The following is a 19,375-nucleotide window of genomic DNA, read 5'->3' as shown; positions in this document are numbered from 1 at the left end:
CAAAAAATAATATGTTCACAGGAATTATTGAAGCAGTTGGTGTTATTGAAAAGATTGAAGAGAAAGGAAGCAACATTGATTTCACCCTGACATGCCCTTTTACAAACGAACTTAAAATTGATCAAAGTCTTGCTCACAACGGATGTTGTCTTACTGTGGTTGAGATTAAGGACAACCAATATGTAGTAACAGCCATCAGCGAAACACTTGAAAAAACCAACCTTGGAAAATGGGAAGTGGGAAGTGTTGTCAATCTTGAGCGTTGCATGAAAATGGATGGAAGACTGGATGGTCACATCGTTCAGGGACATGTTGATAAAACAGGTGAGGTAGTAGGAATTGAAAATAAAGACGGAAGCTATTTTATTACGATGAAATATGAAGGTGACGGAAATTTTGTAACCGTGCCTCAAGGTTCTATTACCGTAAATGGAATCAGTTTAACCGTAGCAAAAAGTGAAGATACTCAGTTCTCGGTAGCTATTATCCCTTACACATGGGAATTTACCAATATGAAGCATCTGAAAATTGGTGATAAAGTGAATCTGGAATTTGACATCATTGGTAAGTATATTGCTAGGTTAATTAAAAAGTAGGATGTCGTTAAATAAATATAAAGGATATAGTTTAAGGAACCGTGTGTTTTTTGGTTTCTTATTGGTATGCTTTTTAAGTGTTGTGGCAACATCACTGGTTCCTTATTTTGTATTGAGGAATAATTCTCTGCAACAGAGTAACATCGATATGCAGGAGAAGACCAATGCAGTAATGAGATATCTGGATTATGCCGTAAGCCGCACATTGGTAGAGACCAAAGATCTGCCGAAGGTTTTAGGGAATAAGATCTTTGAGATCGCAGATATCAACCAGCATGATATTGTTATTTATGATCTGAAAGGAAATTATGTACTTTCCAATAAAGATGAAAGTCTGATCGATCAGAAAACACTTTCTATGGAAATTATCAACAAAATCCTGTCCACGGATGCAAGAGTTGATATGACAAGATATGATGCTGCCAAAGATGCAAAGCTTACCTCGTCATATCTTCTGTTGAAAAACAATGAACTGGAGCCCATCGGTATTGTTTATATTCCTTTATATCATAACGAATCTGCTTACCTGGAAGTATTACATCAGTATGTAAAATATATTCTTTTAGTAGATATATTTCTTATCCTGTTTAGTATATGGATAAGCTGGGTGACTTCTAATAGTCTGGCGAAAACCATTACGAAATTCTCTGATATGATTACGCGTATTACATTGTTTGAAAATGAAATGCGTCCTATCAGATATTATAAAAATGACGAATTGAATGCTCTGGCAAGAGCGTATAACAGAATGATTCTGCAAATTCAGGATCAAAAAGAAAGGCTAAGGTTTAAAGCATCTGAAGAAGCGTGGAGAGAGATGGCAAAGCAGGTTGCCCATGAAGTGAAAAACCCGCTTACTCCTATGAAGCTTACTATTCAGAATTTTGAAAGAAAATTTGATCCCGAAGATCCGAATATCAAAGAAAGAGTAAAGCAGATGAGTAAAACAATGGTGGATCAGATTGATCTGATTGCTACCGTGGCTTCTGCATTCTCAGAATTTGCCAAGCTTCCTGAGAAAAATAATGAAGTTATCAATCTGAATACAGAAGTAGAAGATATTCTTCGTGTATTTAATGATGACAGTATCTTCATGCATGCCAACAAGAGTAATATTATGATTAATATGGATAGAATTTATCTTTCCAGAATCATTACCAATCTTGTTACCAATGCCAAGCAGGCAGAAAGTGATGAGAGAAAATTAATTATCAATGTAGATGTGGAACAGCATCAGCGAAGAGTGATTGTCTCTGTTCAGGATAACGGTGTCGGTATTCCAGAAAGTATGTATGAAAGAATTTTTGAGCCTAATTTCACCTCTAAAACCAGCGGAATGGGACTTGGATTATCCATGGTAAGAAAGATGATTGAAGACTATAAAGGAGAGATCTCAGTAAAATCAGAAGTTGGGAAAGGGTCTACATTCATCATTACATTGCCTACCAATTTATAGTGAAGCCTTTTATATTTAAGCAATTTGAAATCCAACAATCCAAAGACGTCTTCCGGGTAGGAACAGACGGGGTTTTGCTTGGTGCCTTAGCTAATGTTGAGTTTGCTTCTCATGTTTTGGAAGTAGGTACTGGAACAGGGTTGATCTCATTGATGTTAGCTCAAAGGAATCTGCAGGCAGATTTTTTAGGATTGGATATTAATGAAGACGCTGCTGCCCTTACAGAACTTAATTTTGAAAATGCCCCTTTCCGTGCGAGGCTGAAAAATATTCATCAGGATTTTAAAACTTTTGATACCGAAGAAAAGTTTGATCTGATCGTTTCAAACCCACCTTACTTTGAAGAATCCGGATCTGATAAAGATAAAATTGCTCGCCAGACGGTAGAGTTGAATTTCAGACAGCTTATCGCTCAATCTGTACAACTATTATCTGAACACGGACTTCTTTCAGTAATTATTCCGGTGGAGGCCGGAGCAATCTTTATTTTAATTGCTGAAGAAAATAATCTGTTTCTGAACAGAAGAGTTCATATCAAAGGCATTGAAAATTCCAAAACAAAAAGATTGGTGCTGGAGTTTTCTTTAACGAAAAAAAATCTTCTGGAATCTGAATTTATTATAGAAAAAAGTCCGAGGAAATACTCGGACCAATATCTTGAACTCACTAAAGAGTTTCATGTTTTTAAAGAGGTTGGAAATTAGAAAAAACGGTTCTGTGATTTCTAAATCTTTTTGTTCTTATTCAAATAATTCGGCAGTATCTAGTACGGATACTTTTCCATCTTCACATCTGATTGCTTCACCAGGGAAGTTCTGAATCATATGATAATCGTGAGTTGCCATTACTACAGCAGCGCCATTTTCAAGGGCAACCTGCTTTAATAAAGTCATAATTTCGTTAGAGGTTTCAGGGTCAAGGTTTCCTGTTGGCTCATCCGCAAGAATAAGGTCTGGGTGGTTAAGAAGGGCTCTTGCGATAGCGATACGCTGCTGCTCTCCTCCGGAAAGTTCATGTGGCATTTTATGCTTTTTGCTCTTCATGTTCACACTTCCCAATACTTCATTGATTCTGTCTTCCATTTTTGTTTTATCGTTCCAGCCAGTAGCTTCCAAAACGAATTTTAAGTTCTTTTCAACAGTCCTGTCGGAAAGTAATTGAAAATCTTGGAATACAATGCCTAATTTTCTTCTTAGGTTAGGAATGTCAGATGGTTTTAGTTTTGCCAGCTCAAATCCTACCACGGATCCGTGTCCTGAAGCTAATGGAATATGTCCATAAAGCGTTTTCAGAAGGGAGCTTTTTCCGGAACCTGTTTTTCCAATAAGGTAGCAGAATCTACCCTTTTTAATATTTAGATTTACATCAGAAAGAACAGTAAAGTTTTTTTGGGCAATTTTTGCATGCTGTAAACTTATAATATTGTCTCCGGAGATATTTGTATGTGGCATAATTTAATTTTAAAGGCTATTTCTAACAAAAAATTTTCAATCTTTAAAAATAGAAAAAAGAAGTCTATTTGACTCTAATTTTAATAAATTTTAACAACAAAAAATGCCTGAAAAGAAACTTTCCAAGCATGTTTTGTATATGATAATAAAAAGATTATCTCTTAGCGCGTGCAGCACTTACAGTTAAACTCTTTCTGCCTTTAGCTCTTCTCGCAGCCAAAACTCTTCTTCCATTTGGCGTAGACATTCTTTCTCTGAAACCGTGTTTGTTTCTCTTTTTTCTTTCTGATGGCTGGAATGTTCTTTTACTCATTACTATATGTTTAAATCGTAATTAATCTATTAATTTTCAGGTTGCAAAGATATAGAAATTTTTATAAGATACAAATTTTAATAATCTTTTTTTGAAAATATTTGGAATGTTTTTTAATCAAATACTTACAAAGCTTGATTGGAAACCAAATTCCAGATGCAAAAATAATATTTAAATGATTTATATAAAAGCTCTATCTTTGAAAACTTAAATTTTAACGAAAATAAACACAAGATGTTTACACCAGCAGAACTTTTAGAGATCAATACATTACTAACACCTGAAAACAAAATAGTTATTCTTACCCACTATAATCCGGATGGTGATGCTATTGGTTCCAGTCTGGGATTGAAACATTATTTAAAGGCAAAAGGAATTTATGCTGAGGTTATTGTACCTAACGATTTTCCAAAGTTTCTGAAATGGATGCCGGAATCTAAGAAAGTGATTATTGCAGAATATAAAAGAAAACTGGCTGCTGATATGATTGCAGCAGCAGATGTTATTTTCTGTCTTGATTTTAATTCGCCTTCAAGAATCGGATTATTGGGAGACTGGCTGATAAAGGCTCAGGGAAAGAAAATCCTTATTGACCATCACCAACAGCCGGAGTCATTTGATTTTGTGTATTCAGATACGGTAATTCCTGCTACTTCACAGATGATTTATCATTTCATTGAAGCTATGGAAGATGAGAAACTGGTGAATCAAGATATTGCAGAATGTTTATATACCGGAATTATGACGGATACAGGAGGTTTCCGTTTCCGCTCAACAAGCGCTAATACCCATAGAATTATTGCTAACTTAATTGAAAAAGGAGCAGATCCTGCGATGATTACTTCCAATACCTGGGATACGAATACGGTTTCCCGTCTTCATTTGCTTGCCTTGGTTTTAGGAAGAATAGAGGTGGTGAATGATGGTAGTGTGGCTATTTTAAGCCTTACAAGAAACGAACTTAAAGAATTTGGTTTCCAGAAAGGAGACACAGAAGGTTTCGTAAATTATGGATTAAGTATTGCCGGAGTGAAAATGTCTGCATTCTTTATGGAAGATCTTTATGAAGATTTTATCAAGATCTCATTCAGAAGTAAAGATGATGTAGATGTAAACCAATTCTCCAGAAAATACTTTAACGGTGGCGGACATATTAATGCAGCAGGTGGTAAATCCAATGACTCTCTGCCGGGAACTATTGAGATTTTCAAAGCAAGACTGATCGAAGAAAATTTGTAAAAGAGAAGCAAGCTAAAGAGAAGCAAGTAAATCAACTTTGATAGACTCTCAAACCCTTTCATACTAAGACCTCAAACCTTAGTATATCCCTTTTCCTCAAGTTCCATACAAGTATATTCGTATACCTGTTGAAACATTTCATCTATATACTTCTTGTTAAAAAGACTGAATTTCGTCATTTTAGGCGGGTCTAGAAATATATTGCAGTATTTTACTTTGGAATAGACTGATTTTGCAATGGCTAAATGGAGAATCCTGTCAAATTCTTTCATCAGGCTCATCTTATTGAGTTCATCATAACTTATTGAATTGACATGAGAGGCAATCAGAAAATCACATTTATCCATAATGGGTTCAATGGGAAGATTGTCAAGAACACCGCCATCTACGTATATTTTCCCACCCATTCTTACCGGAGGCAGGATAAAAGGAACACTTGATGAAGCCAGAAGTGGTGTGAATAGCTCACCTTCAGAGAAGAAATCAACAATGCCATGCGTCATTTCCGTTGTGGCAATGTAAACAGGGATTTTCAGGATGTTAAAATTGTCTTCTGGGAAATAGTCTCTGAAAAGTTTTAGAATAAAATTAGAACTAAAAATTCCATTTTTTGATAATTTCAAGGCAGACCGTGAAAAAAAAGAAGTTTGCTTTACGATTTCCATCATTTCGCCCGGCGTTTTTCCAAACGAATAAAAAGCAGCAATAATAGAGCCTGCACTGGTTCCTGAAATAATATGTGGTTTAAGGTTATATTCTTCCAGTGCTTTCAATACGGCGATATGCGCAATTCCACGCATTCCTCCGCCTGAAAGTGTAAGTCCGATAACCGGAGGTTTCGGAGGTGTCTTTTTTTTAAACGAGAATATTCCCATTGAGAAAATTATACCTTACTAATATACAGGATTTTTCTCAATGTCTATGGTTCATCACATTTGGAATCAACCTTAATGAAAAGTGCATTAAATTCATTGTTCATCTTTTCATCATGAGAAACTCTCTGTATTTTATCATTAGCACAATTACCCCAGCCAAAAGTAATCAGGTCAATGATTGCATAGTCTCTATTGTCTGTGGAGTTGAGTTGCTCATTATACTCATCCATTACATGTTGTGGATTGCCGTTAGTTTTGCTCATTTCTTCTCTGAGTTTTCTCCACTCTGCAAACATTTGGTCATCAGTAGAATTTAAAGCTTTTGAAAAAGTTTTACATTTGTTGTCTTTAAGCAGAATTGCTGGATTGGAGTAGGCTTGAACCTCAATTTTCAATTTCTCATAATATTGAATAAGTTCTTCATATCTTTTCTTTTTAATATCCTGCCAGTAAGGGGTATTTACAACCTTCAGGTTTTGAATCTGAGCTTTTCTTTCTGTAAAATCCTTATCAAGCTTTGCCAGAATTTTATCATGATTATTTCTTATTTCCGTAAGACTTTTAAGATTGTAGACAGATTGGGTGTCAAGCAAAGAACCGCTTAGCTCAAACCAGAGTTTATAAGTACCTTCAATTTCTTCTTTGGAGTATTTATTACTATCAAAATATCCTTTGTTATCACATAATTCTGTTACAAACTGAAATACTTCCTGTTTAGGCAGATCGGAGGCTAAAGTGTCTGTTTTTTTGGATGATACCTGAGCAGAGTCTGTAGGCTTGGCGTTGGATGTTGGCTGTTTATCCTTTTTGCAGCTTAAGAATGCAAGAAGAAAGATAGAAGTGATGGCAATTCTCATGTTTTTACAATACTAATTTCTTCGGAAGATTGTGAAGGAGTTCCGTGTTAATGATTTCGGCACAAATGCCCGGTTTTTCCCAATGACCATTGTGGCCACAATCTAATATGTAGGATTTGATATTCGTTCTGTCCGGAAGATTTTTAATTGTAGTCTCTGTTTTTACTGCATTATCATGTTTGCCGGCCAGAACCAGAATTTTGGCTTCCAGATTTTGCATGATATGTTTTTTATCCGTTCTTTCCACCATACCTTTTACACAGGCAAGAGCTCCCATATTGTTGGTAGAAAGTGCGGTTTCCAGTGCGGTTTCAATTTTCCCTTCCAGAATGTCTCTTTCATTAGGATTGAATAGATTTGGAACTCCTGCTCTGGCATAATGGGAGAAAGCATCTTTAATAATCCTATAGCTTTTGATACGCTGTTGTTTTTTCTCTTCATCATCAGCAAAATAAGTAGAGAAGAAAAGGGTTACACTTTTTAGGGATTCAGGGTATTTTTCTGCAAAAGCCAGAGATGCATATCCACCCATAGAGTGTCCTAATAGATGAACTTTTTCTAGATTTTGAGCATCTAGAACTTTTTTTACTTCATCAGCCATAAGTTCCATGGTGTGAATTTCCCCCAGTATCTCAGATTGTCCGTGCCCGGGAAGATCAATTTTTAAAAGGGAGAAATCTTTGGAAAGATGAGGTTCCATATCACTCCAAATGGATAGGTTTTCCATAAAACCGTGGAGGAGTACTAACGTTTCTTTTCCATTTCCTTTTCTTTCAAAGTTCAGCATGATTCCAAAATTTTAGTGGTTAACCTTTCAAATGTAAACAAAAAAGAGCATTTTAAAAATGCCCTTTCTCTTTTATTGAGTTAATTCTTTATAAACCTTTGTTTCCCAAGGTTTGATATCCGTTACTCCATAACGCTCTTTTTTAGAGATAGCCAGATTATCCAACATATCTACAAAATTTTTGTAGTTGGCTTCATCAGTAGGTTTGATTATTACTGTAAAATTTTCCGGTTTAGGAGCGTTTTTATAGGCTTCAGAAATAATTTTTGAAACTTTTATTCCGCTGAAATCTGTTTCTTGTAGGTTGCTTGTATTTAAATCGGTCGCATTGCTTTGATGATAAAAAATACGATTGTCTTTTCCCAAAATAAATGTAATCTGATTTTTATCTCCAATTACAGTTTCAATTGGTCTGGGATTAGGGTCTTTCGCGGGAAGTCCCAAATCCATCACGTTGGGTTTTGTAAAATTGGTAGTGAACATAAAGAAAGTGATCAGCAGAAACCCCAGGTCTACCATAGGAGTCATGTCTACTCTGATTAATTTTTTCTTTTGCTTGCTGCCTTGCTTTTCTTGTGCAATAACTTCTGCCATAATTCATATTTTAAATTGTTAAACGGTATTTGATGAAAACTTTGAAAACCCGATCGTGATTTTGAAAAATTGATACAAAGTTGATGCCTAAAATTTAAAATATGTAATGAATTTTCATTTTTATTGAGTGGTTGTACTTAAATGATGTTAAAAATCATTGTTGAATATGTTGAATCTGAATAATTTGCTTTAGTTTCGAAAATGAAAAACTCACACCGGAGAAGTGTGAGTTTTAAAATTTTATATAAAATTATTTATTTGCTTTTTTTGAAGTAATTAACTCCACATTCCAGGAACTTTTTAAAATCATCCTTCGGCATATATCCGGAAACAGGAGTGTTGATAACTTTTCCGTCAGGAGTGATTAACACGTAGTGAGGCTGGGAATTGTTATTGAAGTTAACCTGTTGGAATAAACTCCATCTGTCCCCAATTGTTTTCACCTTTTTGATCTGTCCGTCTCCAAGATCAATCTTTGTTTTTTGATCTTCAGGAAGCTCTTCTTTGTCATCTACATATAAAGAAGCTAAGACAACATCGTTCTGAAGAATCGGTAAGATATCCGGTTCGCTCCATACAAACTCTTCCATTTTTCTACAGTTTTCACAACCGTAACCCGTGAAGTCAATTAAGATTGGCTTGTTTTCCTTTTTTGCAATTTCTATCGCTTTAAAGAAATCATGTTCCGGATGCATTCCCAAAATACCATCTTTTTCATCGTGGAAATAGCTAACATTCAATGGAGGCAGAATGCCACTTAATAACTGAAGTTTTGGACGGTCAGATGGAATTAATCCTTGGATCAGATAGATTACAAAACCAAATCCTAATACTCCTAATATTTTTCTGGTGATTGAAACTTTAGGTTTTTTATCATCATGTGGAAACTTGATTAATCCGAATAAATATAAAGCCAATCCTAAAGCTACAATAATCCAGATGGCAATGAATAGTTCTCTTTTTAAGAAGAAAGTCTTCGATACAAGGTCTGCTTTTGATAAGAATTTTAAAGCTAGAGCCAATTCTACGAAACCTAAAACCACTTTTACCGTATTCATCCATCCTCCAGATTTTGGAAGACTTTGTAATGCTTGTGGGAATAAAGCTAATAATCCAAAAATAATAGCCCATGCTAATCCAAATCCTGCCAAAGCAAATGTCAATAGCATTGGTACATTCGAAGAACCGGTTACAGCGCTTCCTAGTAAACTTCCTAAGATAGGTCCTGTACAAGAGAAAGAAACAATTACCAGCGTTAATGCCATAAAGAAAATACCGATGATACCACCAGCTTCCTCAGCTTTTGAAGACTTATTGGCAATAGAGCTAGGTAAAGTAATATCATAATACCCGAAGAAACTTCCGGCAAAGAAGATAAATATAATAAAGAAGGCAATATTCAGCCATACACTTGTAGAGATCTCATTGAAGATGTTTCCTGCAATTCCATCAATAATGTGGAAAGGAATACTCAATAAAACGAAAATAAGAAGAATGAAAAACCCATAGATCAAAGCATCTCTTTTACCTTTTGCCTTATCCTTACTTCCTTTGGTGAAGAATGAAACCGTTAAAGGAATCATCGGGAAAACGCATGGTGTCAATAAGGCGATTAGACCACCAATGAAACCTAAGAATAAATAAGTCCAGTAGTTTTCATCTACCTTTGTGGAAGCCGTTCCGCAATCTGTTAATGGTTTTTTGAAATCCAATGTTTCAATTTTCAGCTGCTTAGGGTCCAGTGTTGAGGTTTCAGCAATAGTAACCTCTGTTTTAGTTGGATTTTCAGTAACTGTTTCAACAGCTTTTACAGAATCTTTTGCTGGTTTTGCTGTTTCTTCAGGAGTAGCTTCTTCCGTTGCTCCTTTTGGAGTAACCTTTTGATTAAATTCTAAAGTATTCGGTGCAAGACAAACTCTGTCATCACAAGTCTGATATGTAATTTCAGAAGTAACATCCGCCGGTTTTGTAGGATCCTTTAGCTTGAATTTCTGTTTGAAACCAGCACTATTGGAATAAAAAACAATAGTTCCCCCGAAAGCTTCAGAGAATTCTTCGTGTTTCTTACCTACTTCGGTGAATTTTCCGATCAGTTCAATATTCTTTCCTGAAACTTTGTACTCAGTAGGAATTCCTGTGTCTTCAGGAAGGTCTTTGGAGTAAATGTGCCATCCTTTTTCCATGGTGGCATTCAAAACCGCTTCATACTGGTTGTTGCCCAGATCGTTGATGGTAAACTTAAACTTTACAGGATTTTTAATCTGTGCATTAATTCCTGTTGCTAAAAAGAGTAGAATTAATAAAAGCCAATTTCTAAATTTCATTTTTCGTTTCATTAAAAATTTTGAGAATACGCTCTGTTTTCTCATCCTTTGCATATCTTCTATCCTGTCTGAAAGGAATGATTCCAAGTACGGAATTCTTACCGTCAGACAATATCCAAATTTTTTGCCTCGCTAAAATAGATAATTTTTCGTCCCTAAAAAATTTAGAAACTTTCTTTTTCCCCGAAAAACCGGTCGGGTAAAACTCATCACCTTCCTTGTGTTTTCTTAAATGCAGTGGAAACTGAATTTTTTCAGCATCAAAATCCCATTCCATATTTTTATTGATTCCATCAATGTCTTCCATAGAATCCTGAAGGTTGATACTGATCTGGTTTCCTGAGAAATCAAAACGGTCAATCAGAGTGATTTCTTGTATGTTTTCAGTTTCTTTGTTTATTTCAATAAAGATTAATTCATCTCTGTTAACAATCAGCTGATATTCTTTTGAAAAAAAAGAACTATTGTTTTCTGCCTTAAAAATTTTGGGGATTTCTTCTTCCTGATTGAACCCATATTTTTTTAAAATCTCAAACTTAACAAAATCGCTTTCCTGATCCAGCTTTTCCTTTGATAAAGTTTTGTGGTCTTTGTTAAATACGATAAGTTTATTTTCTATCTCCTGAATCTGTTTTTGAATAAAATCTTTAGTCTGGTTCAGGTATGAAGAACTTTTTTTAAAGTTTTCCAGAAAATGATCGTTAGTTTCCTGTAATTTCGGAACAATTTCATTTCTGATCTTGTTTCTCAGATAATCACTCTTTTTATTGGAAAGATCTTCCCGGAATTCAATATTGTTTTCTTCTGCAAATTGATAAATTTCCTGTTTGGAGAATTGTAAAAGCGGACGAAGAATATGATTGTCATTAGCAGGAATGCCACTCAAACCATTAATTCCTGCAGCTTTGGAAAGATTGATGATAAATGTTTCCAGCTGATCGTTCAGATGATGGGCAGTAACCAGAAATTCCAGTTTTTCCTTTTCCTTAATTTCCTTAAAAAAAGCATACCTAAGTTCTCTTGCCCAAAGCTGAATAGAATTTTCCGGTTTTTTATCTTTTTCCGAAACTTCATATAGATGGAACCTGATATGATTTTTCTCACAAAAATCCTGTACCACTTTTTGATCCAGATCCGAATCTTCACCCCGGAGTTTATAATTGATGTGAGCTATCTGAAATGAGTACTCTGAATTCTGTTTTTCATTCCTCAAACCCTGGAACAGGGAGGCTAGAACCATAGAGTCAGCACCTCCGCTCACGGCTAAAAGATAGCTGTGATTTTCAGTTTGGTGAATAAGATTTTCTAATTGTTTTCTGAAACTTGATTTTTTCAACATAGGTGTTGAGAATTTCTTTTATACAAAGATAATCCATATAATTCAATTGAATTTCCCTAACTTTGAGTTGTCTAAAAATGATTACGTATGAAGATTTTTAAAATTTTAGCGGTTTCTGCAATGGCGTTGGGGATGACCTCTTGTGTGAGCAAGAAGCAGTATGATGCCTTAAGCACAAACTATAAGCAGTGTATTGAAAATATAGGTGAAAGACAAAGAGAAATTCAGGATTTGAAATCTCAGAACTCTGCATTGACAGGTGAAAATAATTTATTAAAAAGCCAACATGATGCTTTAAAATCATCACTGGATGCATGCCTTTCCAATACAGGAAAAAGCTCTGCTAATATTGACAAGCTTGTGGGAGAAATCAATGCTTCCAATTCATATATCAAGCAGTTAATTTCCAGCAATGCTAAAAACGATAGCTTAAACCTTGCGTTGTCTAACAAACTGAAGAGATCTTTAGATAATGTATCAGATGAAGATGTACAGGTGAAAGTATTGAAAGGAGTGGTAATGATCTCCCTTTCAGACAAAATGTTATACAAAACAGGAGATTATAATATTTTACCAGCAGCTCAAGAGGTGCTAGGTAAGGTAGCGAAAGTAATCAATGACTATGATAAATATTCAGTATTGATTGAAGGAAATACAGATAATGCTTCGTTGAATTCTGCAAACCTGCCAAGAGACAACTGGGATCTTTCTGCATTAAGAGGTACCTCTGTTGCTAAGGTTCTTCAGACTCAGTTCGGAGTAGATCCTGCAAGAATTACAGCAGGAGGTCGTTCCGAGTACAACCCGAAAGCTACTAATATGAGCGTTTCCGGAAGAGCAGAAAACAGAAGAACAGAAATCATCATTATGCCTAAGCTGGATGAGTTTATGAAGCTAATGGATATTACTCCAAAGAAATAATGAAACTATAATAAAAAATAAATCCCGAAGAAATTCGGGATTTATTTTTTTAATCAAATTAATTCTTCTTTTTTCAAAAGAGAAATAATTCTCCGTAAAAAATGATTGGATATTTCAGTCTTGTTTTTTTTTGCAGAAGACTGTGTACTTCCTTTTGGAGGTACATTTTTTTGATTCTCATGGTTAGTTTGTGGTTGATCTTCTGCAATCATTTTGTTTTCTAGTGTTTTTACCCCTTCGTTCTCTTTGCAAACTTAGAATTAATACTACAGAAAAAACATCCGTATTTTCCCGGTATTTTGTATGGGATTTTTCCCTAGTGTTAGATTATTGAATTCTCTAAAATACTTTGTTTTAAATATAATTATCTGATTAATAAAAGAAATCGTATATTTAAATCTCTATATAGGGAGATAAAAACAGAGGTATCCGAAAATCTTAAAGAGTAGGAAATTAATACTAAACAAAATAATTATGAAAAATTCAAAAAAACTTTCAAGAGAAGAAATGAAAAATGTACAAGGTGCTGCCTTAGCTTGTAACCCGATGATAATTTGTCAAAAAACCAGTGACTGCTGCCCGGGATGGGTATGTGCTTCAAAAGGAAGATATTGTGTGGCTTTATAATGATTTTCTCTACCTCAGAGAAAATATATCTAAGAAAAGAGAGATTAGTTTCTCTCTTTTTTGTATCTTATATTGAACGAAGCCCAGGGTCAAAAAAGTTTTAAAATCCCTAAATTTGTTTAAATTAAAATGGTATGAGTTTTTTTGAAGAAAAGAATCCTGAAATGGATAGATATTTGGAAGCACACGCTTCCTCAGAATCCGAAATTCTGAAAAAGCTGAGAAGAGAAACTTATCAGAAAACTACACAGCCTCATATGATTTCAGGATATCAGCAGGGAAGATTGCTGACGATCATCTCCCAGATGCTTCAACCTAAAAGCATTCTTGAAATCGGTACATTTACCGGATATGCTACTTTGTGCCTGGCTTCAGGATTGGCAAAAGATGGTAGAATAACTACCTTGGATGTGAATGAAGATCTGGCTTATCTGCCGAAGAAATATTTTGAATCCAGTGAATATGCTGCTCAGATTGATTTTAAACTTCAGGATGCCAAAGAGTTTTTAAAAGAAACAAATGAGTTTTTTGATTTAATTTTTGTAGATGCCGATAAAGAAAATTATGCCGAATATTTCAAACTGATAAAACCTCATACAAAGTCGGGATCAGTAGTGATGTTTGATAATGTTCTTTGGTATGGGAAGGTGCTGGAAGAAAATCCAAAGCTGAAATCTACACAGTCTATTCAGGAATTGAATGATTTAGCGGCAAAAGACGAAGATTTTGAAAATCTTATTTTACCTTTGCGTGATGGAGTCAACTTCCTTCGCAGGAAGTAATTAAAAGAAAAGAGTAAGAGATTTAGAAATGACATTATTGCTTAGTTTCTAAATCTCTTAATTTTCCTAATTTCTAAATGAATAAAATGAATAAAGGAATTTGTATCGTAACAGTAGCGCCGGTTCGTGCGGAAGGTTCTGATAAGGCTGAAATTGTTACAGAAATATTGTTTGGAGAAAGTGTAGATATTTTAGAAGTGAATAAAAACTGGACTAGAATAAAAATGCACTATGACGGCTATGAAGGATGGATGGATACCAAGCAGCTAAAAACAGTAACAGATGAAGAACTGGCCAATAGAAAAGTGACTGTAGTGACGGAAGATTTTTCTTCTGTATTGATGAAAGACGGTAAAACTTTACTATCAATGGGGTCTGAAGTGGACTTTCCTGTGGTAGCCTCAAGAAGAAGCCATGATGTGAGGGAAAGTGTTGCTCTTACTGCTAAAGAATTCCTTAATGTGCCTTATTTATGGGGTGGTAAAAGTTTTTTTGCCGTAGACTGCTCCGGATTTACTCAATTGGTTTACAAAGTTCATGGTATTAAGATTCCAAGAGATGCTTCGCAGCAGGCAGAAGTAGGAGAGGCTCTTACTTTTGTAGAAGAAACCAGGCCCGGAGATCTTGCCTTCTTTGAAAATGCTGATGGGAAGATTATCCATGTGGGTATAATGCTCGAGAATCAGAAGATTATTCATGCCTCAGGAAAAGTGAGAATTGATACTTTGGATTCTACCGGAATCTTTAATGAAGAAATGAATAAGCATACTCATAAATTGAGAGTTCTTAAAAGTGTTATTTAAAACATGAAAACTTCCAGCATGTTATTAATTGTGAATACTCTTTTACTGGTTGTAATATGGGTTTTCATTTCGGGAAAGTAAAATAAAGTCTAACGACTAGATCTATCAGAATTGAATTTACTTTATAATATATTTATCAGTCTTCTCATTTTTGGAATGAAGGTTTTCTCATTATTTAATGATAAAACTAAAAAAGGCGTTGATGGAAGAAAACAGTCTTTGGATAAGGTTAAATCTGCTTTTTCAAAAACAGATAAGGTGATCTGGATGCATGCCGCCAGTTTAGGCGAATATGAACAGGGACTGCCTGTGTTGGAGAAACTTAAAAGTCAATTTTCCGATCATAAAATTCTGATAACGTTCTTTTCTCCGTCAGGATATGAAAATGTAATTAAAAAGAAACATATTGCAGATGTGATTTGCTATCTGCCGTTTGATAAAAAGAATACTGTAAGAGAATTTATATCCCAATTTGATATTAAACTATTTTTTACGGTGAAGTATGATTATTGGTATAATCTGCTTGAAGCACTTAAAGAAAAAAATGCAAAGATCTATGTGATTTCTGCCTTGTTCTATGAGAGGCAGTCGTTTTTTACCTCTTACGGAAAATGGTTTGTAAAGGAGCTAAAGGAGAATGTAGATTGGTTCTTTCATCAGACTCAATTTTCACTTGCTTTGGCTAAAAGCGTGGGCTTGGTAAAATCTTCTGTAACTGGAGATACCAGGTTTGACAGGGTAAAACAACTAAGAAACCGTAATAATCATGTGGATTATATTGAGGATTTTATAGGTGGTCATAAAGCAATTGTTTTCGGGAGTTCATGGCAGGCGGAAGAGAAAATTGCAGAAATGGTTTCTCGTAAAAATAATGCGGTCAAAATAATTATTGCACCTCATGATTTGAAGAGAGTAGAGCATCTGAAAAATATCTTTCCCGATGCTTTATTATATAGTGAGATCAAAGATTCCCTACCTGTAAATTTAAACTCTCAAATCTTAATTATTAATAGTATAGGATTGTTGTCTAAACTGTATTCCTATGCTGATGCAGCAGTTGTTGGTGGTGGGTTTCATGATGCAGGACTTCATAATATCCTTGAGGCTGCCACATTCGGAGTTCCGGTTATCTTTGGAAATCATTATAAAAAGAATCCTGAAGCAGATGATCTTATCAACAAGAATGGCGGTAGATCTTTTGCAGACGAATATACTGCAGCAGAATTCGTTTTATTCCTCGCTAATGAAGATAATGAGGAAGAGCTTGCAGAAATGTCTGAGAATGCGGTGAATTTCGTTGATGAGAAACCTAATTCTACAGAGATGATCCTTCAGGAAATTCTATCTTAAGAATCCCTGGCTTTTTATATCCTTCATGATTTGTTCAATGTTGTCAGGAATGTTGTCAGATTCAAACCAGTTCAGATCAAGACCATTATTGATACATAGCTTTTGCAGATAATGGTTTTCGGATATTTTTTGCTGTATGGTTTTTAAAAGGTCATCAAATTCCATCCAGTAATCTTCATCCAGCTTCTTAATTAAGGTTAGGGATTTGAATATCTTATTGATGATATAAATGTAAAGTTTATAAACATTATCAAACCGCTGTCTGCTCAGATCATTATTGTAATCTAAAATCTTATCAACCATCAGCAGATTCAGTGAAACTTCTCCGAATTTGTCCGTTGTTATTTTGATATGCTCAGTGATTTCTGCACTTATTTTTCGGATAATGGTCAGGAAATATTTAGTATTACCAATATATTTCGAGGCTAAAATAATTTTTTCTTCTACATTTTCTTCCATTGCATTTCTCTTATCATCGGTATTTTCCGGATCAATAAGTTCGAAATACAGTTTCTTTGATAATAATTTATCCTTTCTCAGAAGCCTGAAAATAAGTTTATCCTTTTCTGTGCTGGAAAAAGCACTCAGCGCTGCTTTAAATTCTTTTGAATACTCCATTAATTAAATATTTTTGAATATTTCAGGAATCCGTTAACAGCCCAGTTTGCTGTATAATACAATGATTTTAAAGTGGAGAATCCCATAAAATCTTTATATACCAGATATTGATCTTTAATGATGTTTTTTTTCTTTCTGGAAACACTGTTCTCACGCATTCTATACTTCGCCATTGTTTTGTTGATAGGCATACCTTCCGGAATTACTTTAAGGAGATTTAGCCACATGACGTGGTCCTCGCGCTTACTTTTTACCGGAAATAGAAACTTTCCAACCCTTTTGGTATCATACATCGTAGAAACAGGAGCCAGTCGGCATGTCTTCAACAGATTAGAAAATGTAACCACTTTATCTGCAAGAAAATCTTTTAATATAGGTTGAAGATGCTCATCACACCTTGAATAATTACAGTATACAAGTTCAGCATTGTGTTCATGCATATAATTAGTCATGGTCTCAAGGTATTCAGGATACCAGTAGTCATCAGAATCCAAAAAGGCAATATATCGGCCTTGGGCTCTTTCAAGGCTATTATTTCTTGCATTTCCTGCACCACCGTTTTTCTCCAGAATCTGAAGCTTGATTCTCGGATCATTATATTTCCTGATAATTTCAACCGTATTGTCTTTAGAAAGGTCATCAGTAATCAGCCATTCCCAGTTTTCATAGGTTTGGCTAAGGACAGATTGTATCGTTTCCTCTATAAAATCAGCAGAATTGTAGCAGGGAGTGATAATGGAGACCAGGTCTTTCATTCGTGTGGTAAAATATTATGTAAAATTATAAAAATCTTTTTTCATACAGGTGCCATGAAGCAATTCCTACTCCAATAACAACAAACATGCATAGAATGCTAATGATATAAGGATTGTAGTTGGCAAAAAGGCCCAAAGTTGCAAATACTCTGATGATAGGGAAGTGGAAGATATAAATTCCGTACGTGAAATCCCCATATTTTCCGAAATTATTCAGGAACTTGAAGGAGTAGGCAATATACAGAACAATAATACTAATCATTATGGGTGAGAAAAGCTTTATTTCAAAAATAAGATCAATCCAAACCGTAACGATAGCAGTGATGAAAAGAATATTTTTATATTGAATAAACTTATCAAAGTGAAAATACAGAAGCATTCCGCCGATAAAATAACATAATGAGCCAGGAAGCTGTCTGGAAAGTGCTGCTTTTCCGGCCATTTCGAAATAATTCAGATAAACCAGAGAAAGAAAATACAGTACGATCAGGCTAATGGTACGGTATTTATTGTTTTTCCCAAACAGTAAAAACATGAGCGGAACGGCTATATAAAAGCACATTTCGATCTTAAGCGTCCATAGTGCTCCGTTTACAGCCTGGTTTCCAAATACACCCGGAAGCCACGGAGCCTTAAAGTTGAGGAATATTGAGTTCCAGAACAGGTATTTATAAACCTGTGTATTACCAAAATATTCAGAGATAGGTAGGGTGCTTACCAAGCTTAGGAGGGTAGCACAAAGAAATACAACAAGTAAGTAAGCAGGAACAATTCTATTGAATCTTTTTTTTGCATAACTTTTTAGACTGGAAGACCTTTCGTAGCTTCTTGCAATTAAGAATCCACTTACAATGAAAAACGAGAAAACTGCGAGTTCAACAGGGCTATGTGTTAAAAAAGAAAGCTTTTCAGAAGCACTTAAAGCACCCAAATGTCCCACAAATACAATAAAAGCGAGGAGAACACGGATGAAGTCAAAATTGTTTTTCGTTATATCTTGCATTTTTTTTCTTTACTACAAAAATAACTTTTTTAATAAAACAGAGGTGTTTTCGAATGTTCAATATTTGTTAAATAAAGGCAATATGGTCTCTTTTAGTTTTAAAATATGTATAAATAAAAGCTGATAAAATAATTTTTCATAAAAAATAGTAATATAAATCAAAAAAATTATAATTTTAGCCCTTGAAAAAATTGATCTATGAAGAAATTAGCACTACTATTTTTTGGTTTATCATTATTGGTAACCACCGGATGTAATAATAGCAACGAAATTGTTATAGAAGAACCGATTATTGGATTCTGGCAACCGCAAAAAGAGGTGGTTACTACTGTTGAGGTAGGTGAGCAACCAATTTCAGATGTGATTACTTATACCGACTGTCAGAAACAATCCAGATGGTGGTTCAGTACAGAGACAACCGGGAAAAGAATAGATGTGGAGGATCCTATTACGGGAACGGCTTGTAATATTTTACCTGATAAAAACTTTACCTACTCGTATGACAAGAGCAGTAAGGCTCTTCAATTGAAATATCAGGGAGTGGTAGCGCCAGAAAATACAAAAGTTGTTACCCTGGATGCAACTACGCTCAACTTATCAATAAGAGTAGAAACCGAAGATCCTACAATATACAAAACAAGAACTGTTACGTTTAAAAGGGTAAGCCCTAAACCTTAATAGTATA

At 34.8% G+C, this 19,375-nt stretch carries 21 protein-coding genes; 10 read left to right on the top strand and 11 right to left on the bottom strand.

The window, feature by feature from the left end:
- The first annotated feature begins 11 nt into the window (after positions 1-11).
- Genes J2772_RS10805 through J2772_RS10795 form a run of 3 tightly spaced genes read left to right on the top strand, consistent with a single transcriptional unit; the run spans position 12 to position 2,756 of the window.
- Entirely contained in the window at positions 12-596 is a 585-nt protein-coding gene (locus tag J2772_RS10805; protein WP_209916467.1) for a riboflavin synthase, read from the top strand.
- A 1-nt stretch (position 597) separates the two neighbouring features.
- A complete protein-coding gene (locus J2772_RS10800; RefSeq protein WP_129054162.1) occupies positions 598-2,052 on the top strand; it encodes a sensor histidine kinase in 1,455 nt (484 codons plus the stop codon).
- Positions 2,052-2,756 carry a tRNA1(Val) (adenine(37)-N6)-methyltransferase gene (locus J2772_RS10795; RefSeq protein ID WP_209916466.1) on the top strand — a complete coding sequence of 235 codons (705 nt, stop codon included), beginning with the start codon at positions 2,052-2,054 and terminating at the stop codon, positions 2,754-2,756. Before J2772_RS10800 ends, J2772_RS10795 begins: the two co-directional genes overlap by 1 nt.
- 36 nt (positions 2,757-2,792) lie before the next feature.
- Here J2772_RS10795 and J2772_RS10790 read toward each other — a convergent pair whose 3' ends face one another.
- Both J2772_RS10790 and rpmH read right to left on the bottom strand, forming a co-directional pair.
- A complete protein-coding gene (locus J2772_RS10790; RefSeq protein WP_045501191.1) occupies positions 2,793-3,503 on the bottom strand; it encodes a cell division ATP-binding protein FtsE in 711 nt (236 codons plus the stop codon).
- Between the two features lie 154 nt (positions 3,504-3,657).
- A complete protein-coding gene (gene rpmH, locus J2772_RS10785) occupies positions 3,658-3,816 on the bottom strand; it encodes a 50S ribosomal protein L34 (RefSeq protein ID WP_034701860.1) in 159 nt (52 codons plus the stop codon).
- Positions 3,817-4,050: 234 nt separating this feature from the next.
- Here rpmH and J2772_RS10780 point away from each other — a divergent pair, with 234 nt between their 5' ends.
- Positions 4,051-5,055, top strand: coding sequence for a DHH family phosphoesterase (locus J2772_RS10780; RefSeq protein ID WP_209916464.1), 1,005 nt, complete (start codon positions 4,051-4,053; stop codon positions 5,053-5,055).
- Positions 5,056-5,126: 71 nt separating this feature from the next.
- Here the strand turns inward: J2772_RS10780 and J2772_RS10775 are convergent, their stop codons facing one another.
- The 6 genes from J2772_RS10775 to tilS form a co-directional block, all read right to left on the bottom strand.
- Positions 5,127-5,930, bottom strand: coding sequence for a patatin-like phospholipase family protein (locus J2772_RS10775; RefSeq protein WP_209916462.1), 804 nt, complete (start codon positions 5,928-5,930; stop codon positions 5,127-5,129).
- Between the two features lie 44 nt (positions 5,931-5,974).
- Complete coding sequence (locus J2772_RS10770) at positions 5,975-6,787, bottom strand: hypothetical protein (protein WP_209916460.1); 813 nt, start codon at positions 6,785-6,787, stop codon at positions 5,975-5,977.
- Between the two features lie 4 nt (positions 6,788-6,791).
- Positions 6,792-7,574: an alpha/beta fold hydrolase gene (locus J2772_RS10765; protein ID WP_209916458.1), complete on the bottom strand. Its 783-nt coding sequence runs from the start codon at positions 7,572-7,574 to the stop codon at positions 6,792-6,794.
- A gap of 72 nt (positions 7,575-7,646) precedes the next feature.
- On the bottom strand, positions 7,647-8,168 hold the full coding sequence (locus J2772_RS10760; protein ID WP_209916456.1) for a biopolymer transporter ExbD: 522 nt from the start codon (positions 8,166-8,168) through the stop codon (positions 7,647-7,649).
- 254 nt (positions 8,169-8,422) lie between these two features.
- Positions 8,423-10,492 carry a protein-disulfide reductase DsbD family protein gene (locus J2772_RS10755; RefSeq protein ID WP_209916454.1) on the bottom strand — a complete coding sequence of 690 codons (2,070 nt, stop codon included), beginning with the start codon at positions 10,490-10,492 and terminating at the stop codon, positions 8,423-8,425.
- The gene (tilS, locus tag J2772_RS10750) at positions 10,482-11,831 is read right to left on the bottom strand and encodes a tRNA lysidine(34) synthetase TilS (protein ID WP_209916452.1); all 1,350 of its coding nucleotides are present in this window, start codon (positions 11,829-11,831) and stop codon (positions 10,482-10,484) included. The genes J2772_RS10755 and tilS overlap by 11 nt, the downstream gene beginning before the upstream one ends.
- Positions 11,832-11,918: 87 nt before the next feature.
- On the opposite strand from tilS, the gene J2772_RS10745 reads away from it, so the two are divergent.
- The 5 genes from J2772_RS10745 to J2772_RS10725 all read left to right on the top strand — a co-directional run bounded on the left by J2772_RS10745 (position 11,919) and on the right by J2772_RS10725 (position 16,314).
- Positions 11,919-12,752 carry an OmpA family protein gene (locus tag J2772_RS10745; RefSeq protein ID WP_209916450.1) on the top strand — a complete coding sequence of 278 codons (834 nt, stop codon included), beginning with the start codon at positions 11,919-11,921 and terminating at the stop codon, positions 12,750-12,752.
- 474 nt (positions 12,753-13,226) lie between these two features.
- Positions 13,227-13,379 carry a CCPGW family putative bacteriocin gene (locus tag J2772_RS10740; RefSeq protein ID WP_209916448.1) on the top strand — a complete coding sequence of 51 codons (153 nt, stop codon included), beginning with the start codon at positions 13,227-13,229 and terminating at the stop codon, positions 13,377-13,379.
- A gap of 134 nt (positions 13,380-13,513) precedes the next feature.
- Positions 13,514-14,161 (top strand): O-methyltransferase, encoded by a 648-nt coding sequence (locus tag J2772_RS10735; protein ID WP_209916445.1) that lies wholly within the window; start codon positions 13,514-13,516, stop codon positions 14,159-14,161.
- A gap of 86 nt (positions 14,162-14,247) precedes the next feature.
- Entirely contained in the window at positions 14,248-14,964 is a 717-nt protein-coding gene (locus J2772_RS10730; RefSeq protein ID WP_209916439.1) for a C40 family peptidase, read from the top strand.
- A 111-nt stretch (positions 14,965-15,075) separates the two neighbouring features.
- A complete protein-coding gene (locus tag J2772_RS10725; protein WP_209916438.1) occupies positions 15,076-16,314 on the top strand; it encodes a 3-deoxy-D-manno-octulosonic acid transferase in 1,239 nt (412 codons plus the stop codon).
- Here J2772_RS10725 and J2772_RS10720 read toward each other — a convergent pair.
- The 3 genes from J2772_RS10720 to J2772_RS10710 are packed head-to-tail and all read right to left on the bottom strand — an operon-like array spanning position 16,306 to position 18,690.
- Positions 16,306-16,932: a deoxyuridine 5'-triphosphate nucleotidohydrolase gene (locus J2772_RS10720; RefSeq protein WP_209916437.1), complete on the bottom strand. Its 627-nt coding sequence runs from the start codon at positions 16,930-16,932 to the stop codon at positions 16,306-16,308. The two genes, J2772_RS10725 and J2772_RS10720, sit on opposite strands and share 9 nt — an antisense overlap.
- Positions 16,932-17,687 (bottom strand): glycosyltransferase family 2 protein, encoded by a 756-nt coding sequence (locus tag J2772_RS10715; RefSeq protein WP_209916436.1) that lies wholly within the window; start codon positions 17,685-17,687, stop codon positions 16,932-16,934. The genes J2772_RS10720 and J2772_RS10715 overlap by 1 nt, the downstream gene beginning before the upstream one ends.
- A 25-nt stretch (positions 17,688-17,712) precedes the next feature.
- On the bottom strand, positions 17,713-18,690 hold the full coding sequence (locus J2772_RS10710; RefSeq protein ID WP_209916435.1) for an acyltransferase family protein: 978 nt from the start codon (positions 18,688-18,690) through the stop codon (positions 17,713-17,715).
- Positions 18,691-18,888: 198 nt separating this feature from the next.
- Between J2772_RS10710 and J2772_RS10705 the strand changes: the two genes are divergently transcribed.
- Positions 18,889-19,368, top strand: coding sequence for a lipocalin family protein (locus J2772_RS10705; RefSeq protein ID WP_209916434.1), 480 nt, complete (start codon positions 18,889-18,891; stop codon positions 19,366-19,368).
- The last annotated feature ends 7 nt before the right edge of the window (positions 19,369-19,375 follow it).

Source organism: Chryseobacterium jejuense, from assembly GCF_017877355.1.
In the GTDB taxonomy this organism is placed as follows: domain Bacteria; phylum Bacteroidota; class Bacteroidia; order Flavobacteriales; family Weeksellaceae; genus Chryseobacterium; species Chryseobacterium jejuense_A.
This window is presented reverse-complemented; position numbering and strand designations above follow the sequence as displayed.

Bases quoted from the DNA above. Each gene is read 5' to 3' on its own strand.
- J2772_RS10805 (WP_209916467.1), top strand. From the start codon at position 12: ATGTTCACAGGAATTATTGAAGCAGTTGGTGTTATTGAAAAGATTGAA.
- J2772_RS10800 (WP_129054162.1), top strand. From the start codon at position 598: ATGTCGTTAAATAAATATAAAGGATATAGTTTAAGGAACCGTGTGTTT.
- J2772_RS10790 (WP_045501191.1), bottom strand. From the start codon at position 3,503: ATGCCACATACAAATATCTCCGGAGACAATATTATAAGTTTACAGCAT.
- rpmH (WP_034701860.1), bottom strand. From the start codon at position 3,816: ATGAGTAAAAGAACATTCCAGCCATCAGAAAGAAAAAAGAGAAACAAA.
- J2772_RS10780 (WP_209916464.1), top strand. From the start codon at position 4,051: ATGTTTACACCAGCAGAACTTTTAGAGATCAATACATTACTAACACCT.
- J2772_RS10775 (WP_209916462.1), bottom strand. From the start codon at position 5,930: ATGGGAATATTCTCGTTTAAAAAAAAGACACCTCCGAAACCTCCGGTT.
- J2772_RS10770 (WP_209916460.1), bottom strand. From the start codon at position 6,787: ATGAGAATTGCCATCACTTCTATCTTTCTTCTTGCATTCTTAAGCTGC.
- J2772_RS10765 (WP_209916458.1), bottom strand. From the start codon at position 7,574: ATGCTGAACTTTGAAAGAAAAGGAAATGGAAAAGAAACGTTAGTACTC.
- J2772_RS10760 (WP_209916456.1), bottom strand. From the start codon at position 8,168: ATGGCAGAAGTTATTGCACAAGAAAAGCAAGGCAGCAAGCAAAAGAAA.
- J2772_RS10755 (WP_209916454.1), bottom strand. From the start codon at position 10,492: ATGAAATTTAGAAATTGGCTTTTATTAATTCTACTCTTTTTAGCAACA.
- tilS (WP_209916452.1), bottom strand. From the start codon at position 11,831: ATGTTGAAAAAATCAAGTTTCAGAAAACAATTAGAAAATCTTATTCAC.
- J2772_RS10745 (WP_209916450.1), top strand. From the start codon at position 11,919: ATGAAGATTTTTAAAATTTTAGCGGTTTCTGCAATGGCGTTGGGGATG.
- J2772_RS10740 (WP_209916448.1), top strand. From the start codon at position 13,227: ATGAAAAATTCAAAAAAACTTTCAAGAGAAGAAATGAAAAATGTACAA.
- J2772_RS10735 (WP_209916445.1), top strand. From the start codon at position 13,514: ATGAGTTTTTTTGAAGAAAAGAATCCTGAAATGGATAGATATTTGGAA.
- J2772_RS10730 (WP_209916439.1), top strand. From the start codon at position 14,248: ATGAATAAAGGAATTTGTATCGTAACAGTAGCGCCGGTTCGTGCGGAA.
- J2772_RS10720 (WP_209916437.1), bottom strand. From the start codon at position 16,932: ATGGAGTATTCAAAAGAATTTAAAGCAGCGCTGAGTGCTTTTTCCAGC.
- J2772_RS10715 (WP_209916436.1), bottom strand. From the start codon at position 17,687: ATGAAAGACCTGGTCTCCATTATCACTCCCTGCTACAATTCTGCTGAT.
- J2772_RS10710 (WP_209916435.1), bottom strand. From the start codon at position 18,690: ATGCAAGATATAACGAAAAACAATTTTGACTTCATCCGTGTTCTCCTC.
- J2772_RS10705 (WP_209916434.1), top strand. From the start codon at position 18,889: ATGAAGAAATTAGCACTACTATTTTTTGGTTTATCATTATTGGTAACC.